General features: G+C 74.5%; 11 protein-coding genes. 6 read left to right on the top strand and 5 right to left on the bottom strand.

All coding sequences use genetic code 11. The features are described from left to right. Window positions 1-84 precede the first annotated feature (84 nt). The 4 genes from ABZ861_RS09695 (at window position 85) to ABZ861_RS09680 (ending at window position 3,918) form a co-directional block, all read left to right on the top strand. The gene (locus ABZ861_RS09695) at window positions 85-1,623 is read left to right on the top strand and encodes an NAD(P)/FAD-dependent oxidoreductase (protein WP_361626458.1); all 1,539 of its coding nucleotides are present in this window, start codon (window positions 85-87) and stop codon (window positions 1,621-1,623) included. Continuing rightward, window positions 1,620-2,642, top strand: a complete 1,023-nt coding sequence (locus tag ABZ861_RS09690; protein ID WP_361626455.1) for an alpha/beta hydrolase — start codon at window positions 1,620-1,622, stop codon at window positions 2,640-2,642. The genes ABZ861_RS09695 and ABZ861_RS09690 overlap by 4 nt, the downstream gene beginning before the upstream one ends. Then, entirely contained in the window at window positions 2,639-3,541 is a 903-nt protein-coding gene (locus ABZ861_RS09685; RefSeq protein ID WP_361626452.1) for an SDR family oxidoreductase, read from the top strand. Before ABZ861_RS09690 ends, ABZ861_RS09685 begins: the two co-directional genes overlap by 4 nt. Before the next feature lie 95 nt (window positions 3,542-3,636). Then, entirely contained in the window at window positions 3,637-3,918 is a 282-nt protein-coding gene (locus tag ABZ861_RS09680; RefSeq protein WP_361626449.1) for a hypothetical protein, read from the top strand. A 188-nt stretch (window positions 3,919-4,106) separates the two neighbouring features. Here the strand turns inward: ABZ861_RS09680 and ABZ861_RS09675 are convergent, their stop codons facing one another. Next, window positions 4,107-7,733, bottom strand: a complete 3,627-nt coding sequence (locus tag ABZ861_RS09675; protein WP_361626446.1) for a S41 family peptidase — start codon at window positions 7,731-7,733, stop codon at window positions 4,107-4,109. Window positions 7,734-8,161: 428 nt separating this feature from the next. Between ABZ861_RS09675 and ABZ861_RS09670 the strand changes: the two genes are divergently transcribed. Together ABZ861_RS09670 and ABZ861_RS09665 are read left to right on the top strand one after the other, a co-directional pair. Next, a complete protein-coding gene (locus ABZ861_RS09670) occupies window positions 8,162-9,007 on the top strand; it encodes a DMT family transporter (protein WP_361626443.1) in 846 nt (281 codons plus the stop codon). A 42-nt stretch (window positions 9,008-9,049) separates the two neighbouring features. After that, on the top strand, window positions 9,050-9,325 hold the full coding sequence (locus ABZ861_RS09665; RefSeq protein ID WP_361627010.1) for a DUF1876 domain-containing protein: 276 nt from the start codon (window positions 9,050-9,052) through the stop codon (window positions 9,323-9,325). A gap of 325 nt (window positions 9,326-9,650) precedes the next feature. On the opposite strand, the gene ABZ861_RS09660 is transcribed toward ABZ861_RS09665, so the two are convergent. The 4 genes from ABZ861_RS09660 to ABZ861_RS09645 all read right to left on the bottom strand — a co-directional run bounded on the left by ABZ861_RS09660 (window position 9,651) and on the right by ABZ861_RS09645 (window position 13,671). Then, window positions 9,651-10,922 carry a serine hydrolase domain-containing protein gene (locus tag ABZ861_RS09660; RefSeq protein WP_361627007.1) on the bottom strand — a complete coding sequence of 424 codons (1,272 nt, stop codon included), beginning with the start codon at window positions 10,920-10,922 and terminating at the stop codon, window positions 9,651-9,653. A 121-nt stretch (window positions 10,923-11,043) separates the two neighbouring features. After that, on the bottom strand, window positions 11,044-11,850 hold the full coding sequence (locus ABZ861_RS09655; RefSeq protein ID WP_361626440.1) for an ABC transporter ATP-binding protein: 807 nt from the start codon (window positions 11,848-11,850) through the stop codon (window positions 11,044-11,046). Continuing rightward, a complete protein-coding gene (gene cbiQ, locus ABZ861_RS09650; protein WP_361626437.1) occupies window positions 11,838-12,599 on the bottom strand; it encodes a cobalt ECF transporter T component CbiQ in 762 nt (253 codons plus the stop codon). The genes ABZ861_RS09655 and cbiQ overlap by 13 nt, the downstream gene beginning before the upstream one ends. A 1-nt stretch (window position 12,600) precedes the next feature. Continuing rightward, window positions 12,601-13,671 carry an energy-coupling factor ABC transporter permease gene (locus tag ABZ861_RS09645; RefSeq protein ID WP_361626434.1) on the bottom strand — a complete coding sequence of 357 codons (1,071 nt, stop codon included), beginning with the start codon at window positions 13,669-13,671 and terminating at the stop codon, window positions 12,601-12,603. Between the last annotated feature and the right edge of the window lie 105 nt (window positions 13,672-13,776).

The following is a 13,776-nucleotide window of genomic DNA, read 5'->3' as shown; positions in this document are numbered from 1 at the left end:
TGCGCCAGTGTTCACTGGCGCAGTCGCTGGAGTGCGGACGCGCGCCGCGGTGCGCGCGCCACGCGAGTCATGGAGGGGCGCGCAATGACCGAGCACGAGTCGACGCACGTACGGGTGGCGGTGATCGGGTCCGGGTTCGGCGGGCTGGGCGCCGCCGTGCGGCTGCGCCGCGAGGGGATCACCGACTTCGTCGTCCTCGAACGAGCCGACAGCGTCGGCGGCGCCTGGCGCGACAACAGCTACCCGGGGTGCGCCTGCGACGTGCCCTCCCACCTGTACTCCTTCTCCTTCGCGCCCTACCCCGACTGGCCCCGCACCTTCTCCGGCCAGCCGCACATCCACGCCTACCTGGAGCACGTCGCCGACGTGTTCCACCTGCGCCCGCACCTCCGGTTCGGCGCCGAGGTGGAGAAGATGACCTGGAACGCGGACCTGCTGCGCTGGGACGTCGAGACGGCCGCCGGGAACCTCTCCGCCGACGTCGTGGTCTCCGCGACCGGCCCGCTGTCCGACCCGAAGATCCCGGCCATAGCGGGCCTGGACTCCTTCCCCGGCACGGTCTTCCACTCCGCCCGCTGGAACCACGACTACGACCTGACCGGCAAGCGGGTCGCCGTCGTCGGCACCGGCGCCTCGGCCGTCCAGATCGTGCCGTCCATCCAGCCCGACGTCGCCCGGCTCACCCTGTTCCAGCGCACCCCGCCGTGGGTGATGCCCCGCGCCGACCGCGCCGTCACCGGCATGGAGCGCGCGCTGCACCGGGCGCTGCCGCTCACCGCACGACTGCGCCGCGGGCTGCTGTGGGGCATCCGCGAGGCGCAGGTCCAGGCGTTCACCAAGCATCCCGACGAACTCGGCTTCGTCGAGCGGATCGCCAAGCGCAACATGACCCGCGCCATCGAGGACCCGGAGCTGCGCGCCAAGCTCACCCCCGACTACCGGATCGGCTGCAAGCGCATCCTGCTGTCCAGTGCGTACTACCCGGCGCTCGCGCAGGACAACGTGGACGTGGTGGCGAGCGGGCTCAGCGAGATCCGCGGCGCCACCCTGATCGCCGCCGACGGCGCCGAGGCCGAGGCCGACGCGATCGTCTTCGGCACCGGCTTCCACGTCACCGACATGCCGATCGCCGAACGGGTCGTCGGCGCGGACGGCGTCACGCTCGCCGAGGCGTGGAAGGGCGGCATGGCCGCGCTGCGCGGCGCCTGCGCGGCCGGGTTCCCGAACTGGATGACGATCATCGGCCCCAACACCGGCCTCGGCAACTCCTCGATGATCCTGATGATCGAGTCCCAGCTCGCCTACATGGCCGACTACCTGCGCCAGTTGGACGTCCTCGGCGGCCGGGCCGCCCTCGACGCCCGCCCCAGCGCCGTCAACGCCTGGAACCGCACGGTGCAGGAGCGCATGAAGCGCACGGTGTGGAACACCGGCGGCTGCACGAGCTGGTACCTGGACGCCAGCGGCCGCAACACCACCGTCTGGCCGGGCACCACGACCGAGTTCCGGCGCGCGACCCGCCGGGTGGACCTCGCGGAGTACGCCGTGCTGCGCGCCCCGCGCCCGGCCGCGACCTCCGCCCGGCCCGTCGCCGGGACGGTCCCCGCGGAGGCGGACGCGTGAGCCGTCCCCCGCACGTCGTCTCCGGCCCCTACGCCCCCGCGAAGCCCGTCCGCGCGCTCACCGCCGTCTCCGCCGACGGCGCCCGGCTGCACGTCGAGGTGCACGGACCGGCCGAGGACAGCGGCGCGCCCGCCGTCGTCCTCGCCCACGGCTGGACCTGCTCCACCGCCTTCTGGGCCGCGCAGATCCGCGAACTGGCCGCCGACCACCGCGTCATCGCCTACGACCAGCGCGGCCACGGGCGCAGCCCGGCGAGTCCCGCGTGCGGCGCCGAGGCGCTCGCCGACGACCTGGAGGCCGTGCTCGCCGCAGCCCTCGCGCCCGGCGAGAAGGCGGTCGTGGCGGGCCATTCGATGGGCGGGATGACGGTGATGGCCGCGGCCGGCCGACCCGGTTTCCAGGAGCACGCGGCGGCCGTCCTGCTGTGCAGCACCGGCAGTTCGCGGCTGGTCGCCGAGTCCACCGTCGTGCCGATCCGCCCCGGACGGCTGCGCACCCGTTTGACCGCGCGCGTCCTCGGCGCCCGGGGGCCGCTCGGCCCGCTCACCCCGCTCTCCCTGCGCATCCTCAAGTACGCGACGATGGGTCCCCGTTCGGGGCCGCAGGCGGTGGAGGCGTGCGCGCGGATCGTGCTCGGCTGCCCGCCCCGGGTGCGCCACGCCTGGTCGCGGGTGCTCGCCGGGCTCGATCTCGACCAAGGCGTACGGAAGTTGACCGTGCCGACCGCGGTCGTGGTGGGCGGCGCCGACCGGCTCACCCCGCCGGTGCACGCGCGGGCGCTGGCCGCCGCGCTCCCGCACTGCGTCGGCCTGACCGAGCTGCCCGGCCTCGGCCACATGACGCCCGTGGAGGCGCCCGGCCTGATCACCGGGAAGATCAGGGAACTCGCCGCCGTCTACGCGACCGGGGGCGGCGGCGCCGTCCGTGTCGGCCGCGACGGCGCCAAAGACACCGACACCGACACCGACATTGACAACGAACTTGACACTGACACCGCACGGATCGGGGAGGGCGCATGAGCAGGACGAGTCTGAAGGGGCAGGTCGCGGTGGTCACCGGGGCCGCGCGGGGCGTCGGCGAGCTGCTCGCCCGCAAGCTGTCGGCGCGGGGCGCCGCGGTCGCGCTGGTCGGCCTGGAGCCGGACGCGCTCAAGCAGCTCAGCGGGCGGCTGCACGGCGACAGCGCCCACTGGCACGCCGACGTCACCGACCACGAGGCGATGGCCCAGGTCGCCGCCGACGTCAGGGACCGCTTCGGGACGGTGGACGTCGTGGTGGCCAACGCGGGAGTGGCCGCCGGAGGCCCGTTCGCCGACTCCGACCCGGAGTCCTGGCGGCGGGTGATCGAGGTCAACCTGATCGGATCGGCGGTCACCGGCCGGGCGTTCCTGCCCGCGCTCACCGAGAGCCGGGGATACCTGCTCCAGATCGCCTCGCTGGCCGCGATCACCCCGGCGCCGATGATGACGGCGTACTGCGCCTCCAAGTCCGGTGTGGAGGCGTACGCGCACAGCCTGCGGGCCGAAGTCGGCCACCGGGGCGTGCGGGTGGGCGTCGCCTACCTGTCGTGGACGGACACCGACATGGTGCGCGGGGCCGATCAGGACGACGTCATGCGGGAGTTGCGGCAGCGGCTGCCCTGGCCGTCCAACAAGACCTATCCGCTCGGCCCGGCCGTGGACCGGATCGTGGACGGCGTCGAGCGGCGCGCCGCCCATGTCTACGGGCAGTGGTGGCTGCGGGGGATGCAGGGCGTGCGCGGGTTTCTGCCCGCGGCCGTCGGGACCGTGGGACAGCGGGAGATGCGGCGGTTCGCGGACCGGCTGGCCGGGATGCGCACCGGGCTGGTCGGCGCCGGAGGAGCGGCCGACGAGCAGCACCGTGGGGCCTCCCTGACCCCAACTACCCTGCGTGAGTGATCGACATGCGCAGGGTCACCGCCCATGTGAATCTGGACGAGGTCGATCCCCCAGCTCACGGGGGATCCCCTCACCCACTACGGGAGTGAAACAGCATGGGTATGAAGGACAACATCCAGGACAAGGCCGAGCAGATGAAGCAGCACGGCAAGGAGCGCGCGGGCGAGGCCCGTGACAAGGCCGGCCAGCGCGCCGGCGAGGCCCGTGACAAGGCGGGTCAGCGCGCCGGCGAGGCTCGCGACAAGGCGGGTCAGCGCCCCGGCGAGGCCCGTGACAAGGCCGGCCAGCGCGGCTCCCAGCAGCGTGAGCAGGGTCGTCACCCCATGGGCGACACCCACGAGACGGACGAGCACATGACGGAGGACTACGACCGGTAGGTCGCGGTCCGCTGCTTCGCTCGGCTTTGGCCGGGAAGGCGTGGGGCGCCCTGTGTGTGGGGGCGCCCCACGTTCATGTCCGGAAGCCCGGAAGCCCGGAAGCCCGGAAGCCCGGAAGCCCGGGAGCCGCGCGGTCGCGACAGGGGCTCGCCCCGCCGTCAGAGCGGACGCCCACGCTCGCCCCGCCGTCAGAGCTGACGCGGCGGCAGCTTCGGGCGGGAGCGGTCGGGGACCTCGGCGTAGCCGGGCGGGATGGCCGCCGGGTAGGAGTCCAGCAGCTTCAGGGCGAGGGCGATGGCGTCGTCCATCTCGACGTGCCGCCCCTCTGCCCAGTCCAGCGGGGTGCGCAGGACCTCCACGTCGGGCGTGACGCCGCGGTTCTCGATGGACCAGCCGTAGGCGTCGAACCAGGCGGCGTTCATCGGCACCGTGATGACCGTGCCGTCGCCCAGGCGGTGCCGTCCGGTCATGCCGACCACGCCGCCCCAGGTGCGCTGGCCGATCACCGGCCCCAGCTTCAGCAGCTTGAACGCCGCCGAGATCATGTCGCCGTCGGAGGAGGTCGCCTCGTCCGTGAGGGCCACGATCGGTCCGCGCGGAGCGTTCGAGGTGTACGACACCGGCTCGGCGTCGCGGGTCAGGTCCCAGCCGAGGATGGTCCGGGTCAGCTTCTCCACCACCAGTTCGCTGATGTGGCCGCCCGCGTTGCCGCGCACGTCCACGATGAGCGCCGGACGGGAGACCTCCCGGCGCAGGTCCCGGTTGAACTGCGCCCAGCCAGAGCCGCCCATGTCGGGGATGTGCAGATAGCCGCACCGGCCCTGGCTCAACTCCCGCACCACGGCACGGCGTTTGGCCACCCAGTCCTGGTAGCGCAGCGGCCGGTCGTCGATCAGCGGGACTACGGCGACCCGGCGCGGCGGCCCTTCGCCGCCCTCCGGGGAGAAGGTCAGCTCCACCGTCGTGCCGCCGGAGCCGGCCAGCAGCGGGAACGGGCCCGTCACCGGGTCCACCGGGCGGCCGTCCACGTGCGTGAGCGCGGCGCCCTGCCGGATTCCGGCCCCGGCCAGCGGGGAGCGGGCCCGGGAGTCGGAGGAGTCGCCGGGCAAGATCCGCTTGACCACCCAACGGCCTTCCCGGCACACCAGGTTGGCGCCCAGCAGGCCCTGCCAGCGCTGGTAGTGCGGCGGCCCCTCGTTGCGGCGCGCGGCGGCGACGTAGGCGTGCGAGGTGCCCAGCTCGCCCAGCACTTCGCGCAGCAGGTCGGCGAACTCGTCGGGCGCGGCGACCTGTTCGACCAGCGGCCGGTACTGGGCGAGGACCGCGTCCCAGTCGATGCCGCACATGCCCGGGTCCCAGTAGTAGGCGCGGATCAGCCGGCCCGCCTCCTCGTAGGCGCCGCGCCACTCGGCGGGCGGGTCGACCACGTGCAGGATCCGGCGCGTGTCGATCCAGGTCGTGGTGTCGGCGTCGCCGGGCTCGGTGGACGGCACGGCCCGCGGGTCGCCGTCGTCGACCACGACCAGCCGGGCGCCGTCCCCGCTGACCGCGAACCAGTCCAAGTGCGCGACGAGTTCGGACTTCTTCGCCTTGACGAGGCTGAAGTGCTCCAGCGTGGGCCGCCCCGTGGTGTCGTCGGGGTTCGCGAACGTCTCGCCCAGCGCGCCGGAGATCGGCCAGCGCAGCCACACCAGGCCGCCCCCGGCGACCGGGTGGAGCGAGGAGTACTTGGAGGCGCTGACCGGGAACGGGGTGATCCGGCTCGACAGGCCCTCCACCTCCACGGTCACCTGGCCCGGCGGGCCGCCTGTCTCGCCCTCCAGCGGGTCCAGGCCGCCCGCCGCGGGGCGCCCCTCGGGGTTCAGCGCGAACGGGGAGGGGGTCGCGGAGGACAGCGGCGCCAGGTACGGCTTGCAGCCCAGCGGGAAGGACAGGTCGCCGGTGTGCACGTCGTACACCGGGTCGAAGCCGCGCCAGGACAGGAACGCCAGATAGCGGCCGTCCTCGGTGAAGACGGGATTCTCGTCCTCGAAGCGGCCGTCGGTCACGTCCACGACCAGCCCGTCCTTGATACGGGCCATCTTGATCAGCCGCAGCGAGCGGCCGACCCCCGGATGCGACCAGGTCAACCAGGCGCCGTCCGGGGAGAAGGCCAGGTCGCGCACGGGGCCGTTGTCCGACCGGATCACCTCGGTGAGCCGCCCGCCGAGCGCCCCGGCAGCGTCCTCGGCGCCCGCGCTGCTCCCGGCGCCCGCGCCGCTTCCGGTGCCCGCGCTGCTCCTGGCGCCTGCGCCGCTTCCGCCGCTTCCGCCGCCCGCGCTGCTCCCGGCGCCCGCCAGACTCTCGTCGGCCGCCGCGCCTTCCGTGCTTGCCGCGCCTTCCGTATCCGCCGCGGCCTTGGTGTCCGCCGTGCTCCCGGCGGCGGTGCTGCCGGCGGCCTCAGCGGTTCGGTTGGTCCCGGCGGCGTCAGCGGCTCCGGCACCCTCCGCGGTCTCAGCGGCCCCGGCGCCCTCGGTGGTCTCACCGAGCCCGGGGCCTTCGGCAGCCTCGACATCCTCAGCGACCTCAGCGGCCTCAGTGTCTTCAACGTCCTCCGACACGTCGAGCAGCAGCAGCCGTCCGTCGTGCGAGGCCAGGGCGAGGCGTTCGCCGTCGGGGTCGGAGACCGTCTCCCGCACCCGGCCGAGCAGCCCGGCGGCGAGCCGGCGGGCGGGACGGGGCCCCGAGGCGCGCGGCAGGTAGGAGATCCCGATGGCGTCCGGGCCCTCGGCGTCGGTGACGTAGGCGACCCGGCCGCTGGCGCCGAGCATCTCCGGCAGCCGGATGCGGACGCCGGGCGTGTCGCTGAGGGTGCGCGCGGGCCCGTCGCGGTGGGTCAGCCAGTACAGCGAGCCGCGCACGACGACGGCGCTGGCCCGGCCCGTCTCGTCCACGGACAGGCCGTCCAGGTTCTGCGCGGCCGGCACCGGGTAGCGGCGGCGGCCCGCCCGTGGCCCGCTCAGCCGCACGTCGAGCCGGCGCGTCGGGGAGTCGGGGGCGAGGTCGTCCACGATCCACAGCTCGCCCGCGCACTGGTAGACCACGCGCTGCCCGTCGGTGGAGGCGTTACGGGCGTAGAAGGCGTCGTGGTCGGTGTGCCGGCGCAGGTCGGAGCCGTCGTAGGCGCACGAGTAGAGGTTGCCGACGCCCTGGTGGTCGGAGAGGAAGGCGATCCGGCCGCGGACGAACATGGGGCAGGCCAGGTGCCCGTCGACGTCGGCGAGCAGGCGCCGCCCGTGCAGCCACAGCCGCCCCATGGCGCCGCCCCGGTAGCGCTTCCAGGAGAAGGGTTCGTGCGGCGGGGTGCCGGTGAGCAGCAGGCTCTGCCGCTCGCCGTCCAGCTCGGCGACCTGGAAGTCGGACACCGGCCCCCAGGGCAGTCTGCGGCCCGGGGCGCCGTCGACGTCGACCTTGTAGGCCCAGGTGAAGTAGGAGAACGGCTCGCCCTGCGAGGTGACGGCCAGGATCTCGCTGCGGCCGTGCTCGTCCGGCGGGGCCCAGCCGCACACCTGGGTGTCGGAGCAGCCCCAGTACGAGAGCTGCTCGGCCGGGCCGCCGTCCACCGGCGCCAGGTTGATCTCGGGCGCCAGGCTGCGCCAGCTCGCGAACGCGAGGGAGCGGCCGTCGGGGGAGAAGCGGGGGCGGCCTGCCTTGGTGCGGTCCACGGTGAGCCGCCAGGCGCGTTCCGCTCCGTCGAGCGGCGCGAGCCACAGGTCGTCTTCGGACACGAAGCACAGCAGATCGCCGCTGATGTGCGGCAGTCGCAGATAGCCCACCTCCCCATGCTTGGCCCGGCATGGAGCGCCAGCAACTCGTGCGCCCGTGCGCCCCGGCGGTGCTGACCCTGCTCGGCCGCCGGGCCTGGCAGCGGCCGGGGGCTGGCTGGAGCGGGCGCCGGGCCTGGCAGCGGCCGAGGGATGGCCGGAGCGGGCCCCGCCCGCCGCCGACGTCGCGAGGGCGAGGGCCTGCGCACCGGGTCCACTCCCGCGGCGCCGGTCGCCGTTCGAGGTCAGTGCGTGGTCACCGTGATCGAATGTTGCCGTAGCGTGCCCCGCATGACGACGAGTGCCGCGGGCGACGACACAGCATCAGGAGCGCATCCCCGGTGCGCCGGGGTCCCGCGAGAGCCGGGTCTCGGCGAACCGGCCGCCGGGATACGCCGGTTCGGGGCAGCCCGATTCGTGATCGTGCGCGAGCGCGCCTCATGACGCCGCTGGTCACCGCGGCGGTGCTGCTGGCCGCCTTCGCCCACGCCTGCTGGAACGCCCTCGCGCACAAGATCCCGGACAAGCTCGTCGGGTTCGCGCTGATCTCCGGCGGCGGGCTGCTGCTCGGCCTGGTCGCCGCGCTGTTCACCGGCCTGCCGGCGTCCGGCGCGTGGCCGTACCTGTGCGCGTCGGCGGCCCTCCACATCGTGTACTACGCGCTGCTGATGACGTCCTTCCGGCTCGGCGACTTCGGGCAGACGTACCCGATCGCGCGGGGCACGGCGCCGCTCGTCGTCACGGTACTGGCCGCCGTCTTCGCGCACGAGACGCCGAACGGGTGGGTCGCCGCGGGCATCGCGCTCTCGTGCGCCGGGCTGACCGGGGTCGCGCTGTGGGGACTGCGCGGACGGCGGCCGAACTGGGCGGCGGTGGGGGCCGCGCTCGGCACCGGCCTGTCGATCGCGGCGTACACGGTGGTCGACGGCCTCGGCGTCCGCGTCTCCGGTGCGCCGCTCGCCTACATCGCCTGGCTCATGACGCTCCAGGGCCTGGTCCTCCCCGTCTACGCCGTGCGCCGCCTGCGCGGCCGCCCAGCCGCCGAACTGCGCCCGTACGTCCCGCTCGGCCTGCTCGGCGCCGCCCTGTCCGTCACCGCGTACGCGCTCGTCCTGTGGGCCCAGACCAGGGCGGACCTGGCGCCGGTCTCGGCCCTGCGCGAGTCCTCCATCCTGGTCGGCGCCGCCATCGGCGCGCTGTTCTTCAAGGAGCGCTTCGGCGCGCCCCGGCTGGCCGCGGCCGGCCTGCTGGTGCTCGGCATCGGGCTGATGCTGCACGCCGGTTAGGAAAGGAGCACCCTGGGAGAAGGCGCTCCGGAGGTGATGGACATGTTGAATACCGCCGTGGGATGGCATGTGGAGCTGGAGTTCGAGGAGGACGGCCAGCACACGCGGGCGGCGGCGCTGGTCCGGCTGCCCGACGGCAGCGAGGTCCGCGGGCACGGCCGCGCGAGCCGCCACCGCACCGACTCCGACCAGCCCCGGGTGGGCGAGGAGATCGCCGGGGCCCGCGCGCTCAACGAGATCGCCCTGCAACTCCTCGACAAGGCGCACGTGGAGATCGACGAGGCGTCAGGCCGCCGTTCCCAGCCGATCCACGTCTGACCCGGCTGATCCACGTCTCACCCAGCCGATCCATGTCTGATCCGGCTGATCCACGTCTCACCCGGTCGATCCATGTCTGATCCGGCTGATCCACGTCTCACCCGGTCGATCTGTGTCCGACCCGACCGATCCACGTCTGATCCGCCCACCGGTGCTGGGATCGGACAGGCTCACCGGCTCGCGACGCCCGGTGCGGCGCCTCGCCGCGGCGTCGTCGCACAGCCCGAGCACCTCCCCGGGCCCCGGGGTTCGCAGGTCTGCCGACCCCGAAGACGCGTAGGCCCCGCAGGACCGTAAGACCCGCACGCCCGCACCCCCGCCCGCCTTACGCCGTCAGCGACGCGCGCACCGCGCGGATCAGGGCCTGGGCCCTCGGGTCCGCCGTCACGCCGCCGCGGAAGCCGTTGGTGACGTAGCCGAAGGCGATGCCCGACTCCGGGTCGGCGAAGCCGAGGGCGCCGCCGCGGCCGGGGTGGCCGAAGGAGCCGGGGCCGAGCAGCGGGGACGCGCTGCTGTGCAGCATGTAGCCGAGGCCGAAGCGGGTGGGGACGACCAGAACGCGGTCCGGGCCCGCCGCGGCCTCCCGCCGGGCCAGGGCCGCGGTCTCCGGGGCGAACAGGCGCACCCCGCCGTCCACCTCGCCGATCAGCGCGGCGTAGAAGCGGGCCAGGCCGTCGGCCGTGGCGACGGCGTTGGAGGCGGGCAGCACGGCCGCACGGTAGGCCGGGTCGTTCTCGTCCGGCTGCGGGTCGATCGCGCCGAAGGCGCGGCGGGTGAGGGAGGACGGGTCTGCGTAGGCGTCGGCCACCGCGCGCTTGGGGCGCAGGCGCAGCGCCCCGGCCTCGGTCGCCGGGGGCTCGACGCGGCCCGCCCGGCCGACGCGGGCGGCCTCGTGCGCCGGCAGCCCGATCCACAGGTCCGCGCCGACCGGGGCCGCCGCCTCGCGGGCGATCCACTCGCCGATCGACCGTCCCGTCACCCGCCGCACCAGCTCGCCGGTCAGCCAGCCGTAGGTGTGCGCGTGGTAGCCGTGGTCCGTGCCCGGCGCCCACGCCGGGGCCTGGGCGGCCACCGCCCGCGCGCTCTGCTCCGGGTCGGCGGCCTGCTCGGGCGTCAGCGGCCGGTCCAGCACCGGCACGCCCGCCTGGTGGGCGAGCAGGTGCCGGACCAGGGTCCGCTCCTTGCCCGCCGCCTTGTACTGAGGCCAGTACGCGCCCACCGGCGCGTCCAGGTCCATCTCCCCGCGCTGGTGCAGCAGCAGGAGGACGGCCGCGGCGACGCCCTTGCCCGCCGAGCGCACGATCTGCGCGGTGCCCCGCTCCCAGGGTGCGGGGCCGCCGGAGGGCGCGCCGCCCGCACCGGCCTCCCCGCCCGCCCCAGCCGCGCCGCCCGCGCCGACCTCCCCAGTCGCGGCGCCCGCGCCGCCCGCACCGCCCGCGCCGTCGACGTCCCGGGTCCCGGCCCACAGGTCGACGACCTTGCGGCCGTCCCGGTACACCGCGACCGCGGCGCCCCGCTCGCCCCGCGCGGCGAAGTTCCCCGCGAACGCCTCCCTGACCGGCTCGAAGCCCTCGGCCGTCTCGCCGTTCACCCGCACGCCCGCGTCGCCCGCGCCTACGTCCACGCTCGCCGTCCTGTCACTCGTTCCTGCCGCTCGTGTCCGCTGTTCGCCTGCGACAGTGAGTGCAACGCCCGGCGGGCGCCTGTGATTCCTCGGATCAGGCGCCCGCGGCGACCGAGGCCGGGTCGAAGCCGAACGGAAGCTCCAGGCGGTGGGCGCGCATCAGGGCGTCGTCGCAGAGCAGGTCGCCGGTCGCCCCGTCCGCCGCGATCACCCCGTCGCTGAGGATCAGCGCGCGCGGGCACAGCTCCAGCGCGTACGGCAGGTCGTGCGTCACCATGAGCACGGTCACGTCCAACGCGCGCAGGATGTCGGCGAGTTCGCGGCGCGAGGCGGGGTCGAGATTGGAGGAGGGCTCGTCCAGGACCAGGATCTCCGGCTCCATGGCGAGCACGGTCGCGACGGCGACCCGGCGGCGCTGGCCGAAGGAGAGGTGGTGCGGCGGGCGGTCGGCGAACTCCCGCATGCCGACCTGCTCCAGCGCGGCGGCGACGCGCCGCTCCAGCTCCGCCCCCTTCAGCCCGGCGGCGGCCGGTCCGAAGGCCACGTCCTCACGGACGGTCGGCATGAAGAGCTGGTCGTCGGGGTCCTGGAAGACGATGCCGACCTTCTGCCGGATCTCGGCCAGGTGACGCTTGCCGACCGGCAGCCCGGCCACCGTCACGGCGCCCGCGCCGCCGCCGAGGATGCCGTTGAGGTGCAGCACGAGGGTGGTCTTGCCGGCGCCGTTGGGACCGAGCAGCGCCACCCGCTCGCCGCGGGCGATGCTGAAGTCGACGCCGAACAGGGCCTGGTGGCCGTCGGGATAGGCGAAGGCCAGTCCGGCCACGTGCAGAGAAGGAGTCACAGCGTCCCTTGCGGAAGGAGTCGCGGCCGCTCGCGGAGAGGAAGTCACAGCGTCCATCCCAGCAGACAGACGGCGAGCGCGGCGCAGGGGAGGGCCAGGGCGCGCGACCACTGGGCCCGCGAGGCGGTCACCTCGTCGATGACCGGCATCGAACCGGCGTAGCCCCGGCTCACCATGGCCAGGTGGACCCGCTCCCCGCGCTCGTAGGAGCGGATGAACAGCGCGCCCGCCGACTTGGCGAGCACGCCCCAGTGCCGGACGCCGCGCGCCTCGAAGCCGCGCGACTCCCGGGCGATGCGCATGCGCCGCATCTCGTCGGCGATCACATCGCCGTAGCGGATCATGAACGAGGCGATCTGGACGAGCAGCGGGGGCAGCTTCAGCCGCTGGAGGCCCAGCAGCAGCTCGCGCAGTTCCGTGGTGCTCGCCAGCAGGACGGACGCGGCGACCCCGAGGGTGCCCTTGGCGAGCACGTTCCAGGCGCCCCACAGCCCGCTCACGCTCAGCGACAGCCCGAGGAAGCGCACCCGCTGGCCCTCCGCCACGAACGGCATGAGCACGGCGAAGGCGACGAACGGGATCTCCATCAGCAGCCGCCGCAGCACGAACCCGGCGGGCACCCGGGCCGCGGCCGCCGCGCCCCCGAGCAGCGCGGCGTACAGCGCGAACGCCCACATCGCCTCGCGCGGCGTGGAGACCACGACCACGACGAACGCGAAGGCCGCGGCCAGCTTGGTGTGCGGCGGCAGCGCGTGCACCGGGGAGCGTCCGTGCCGGTAGAGCCGGTGGCTGTGTCCCGCCCCCATCTCAGGCGGCCTGCGAGGAGGGTTCGGCGGCGGCCGTACGGCGCCGGCGGACGGCCCAGAAGACGGAGCTGCCCACGACGACGGTCGCGCCGACCCCGATCACGCCCGCGAGCCCGCCGGACAGCCGGGCGTCGGAGACGTCCTTCACGCCGTAGCCGGCGAGCGGGGAGTCGGAGGAGGCGTGCGGCCGCTCCCGTTTGTCGATGCCCTGGTCGCGGGCGACCTTCTCCAGGCCGTCGGGGCTGGCGGAGGCGTAGAAGCTGACAAACCCGGCGAGCACCAGGGAGGCGACCAGGCCGGTGATCCACAGGCGGCGGCGCGAGGCGCGGGCGGCCGCCGGGGCCGCGGCGACGGGGGCCGCGGCGGCGGGGGAGGCGGCGGGGGCGTCGACCAGTTCGCCGTTCACCCGCAGCTTCAGCCGCTGCCGCAGTCCGCGCGCCCCGTACACCAGGTCCGGGCGCACCGCGATCACGGCGCCCACGGTCAGCGCGGTGATCACGGCCTCGCCGACGCCGATCAGCACGTGCACGCCGATCATGGCGGTGGCGACCTTGCCGAGGGGCACGTCAGCGGTGCCGCCGACGGCGTAGATCAGGGTGAAGACGACCGCGGCGGCCGGGACGGAGACCAGCGCGGCGGCGAAGGAGGCGGCGGTGACCGAGGAGCGGCGGCGCGGGAGGATCTTCAGCAGGCCGCGGAAGACGGCGTAGGCGACGACGGTCGTGGTGATCGCCATGTCGGTGACGTTGACGCCGAGCGCGGTCAGGCCGCCGTCGGCGAAGAGGACGCCCTGCATGAGCAGCACCACCGAGACGCACAGCACCCCGGTGCAGGGGCCCACGAGGATCGCGGCCAGCGCCCCGCCCAGGAGGTGGCCGCTGGTGCCGGCCGCGACGGGGAAGTTGAGCATCTGCACCGCGAAGATGAACGCGGCGACGAGGCCGGCCAGTGGCGCGGTCCGCTCGTCCAGCTCGCGGCGGGCGCCGCGCAGACTCACGGCGATCGCACCGGCGGCGATCGCTCCGGCGGCGGCGGAGGCAGGGGCGTCGATGAATCCGTCTGGCACATGCACCGTTCGATCATAAACGCCTGTTGCGAACGCCTTGCAGGAGCGACAGAGTTGTCGCCGTTTCTGCCCTGAAAGGTGTAAAGAGCCACATAGGGGACATTCAGTAAG

Origin of the sequence: Streptomyces sp. NPDC046985 (assembly GCF_040644415.1) — a bacterium.
In the GTDB taxonomy this organism is placed as follows: domain Bacteria; phylum Actinomycetota; class Actinomycetes; order Streptomycetales; family Streptomycetaceae; genus Streptomyces.
This window is presented reverse-complemented; position numbering and strand designations above follow the sequence as displayed.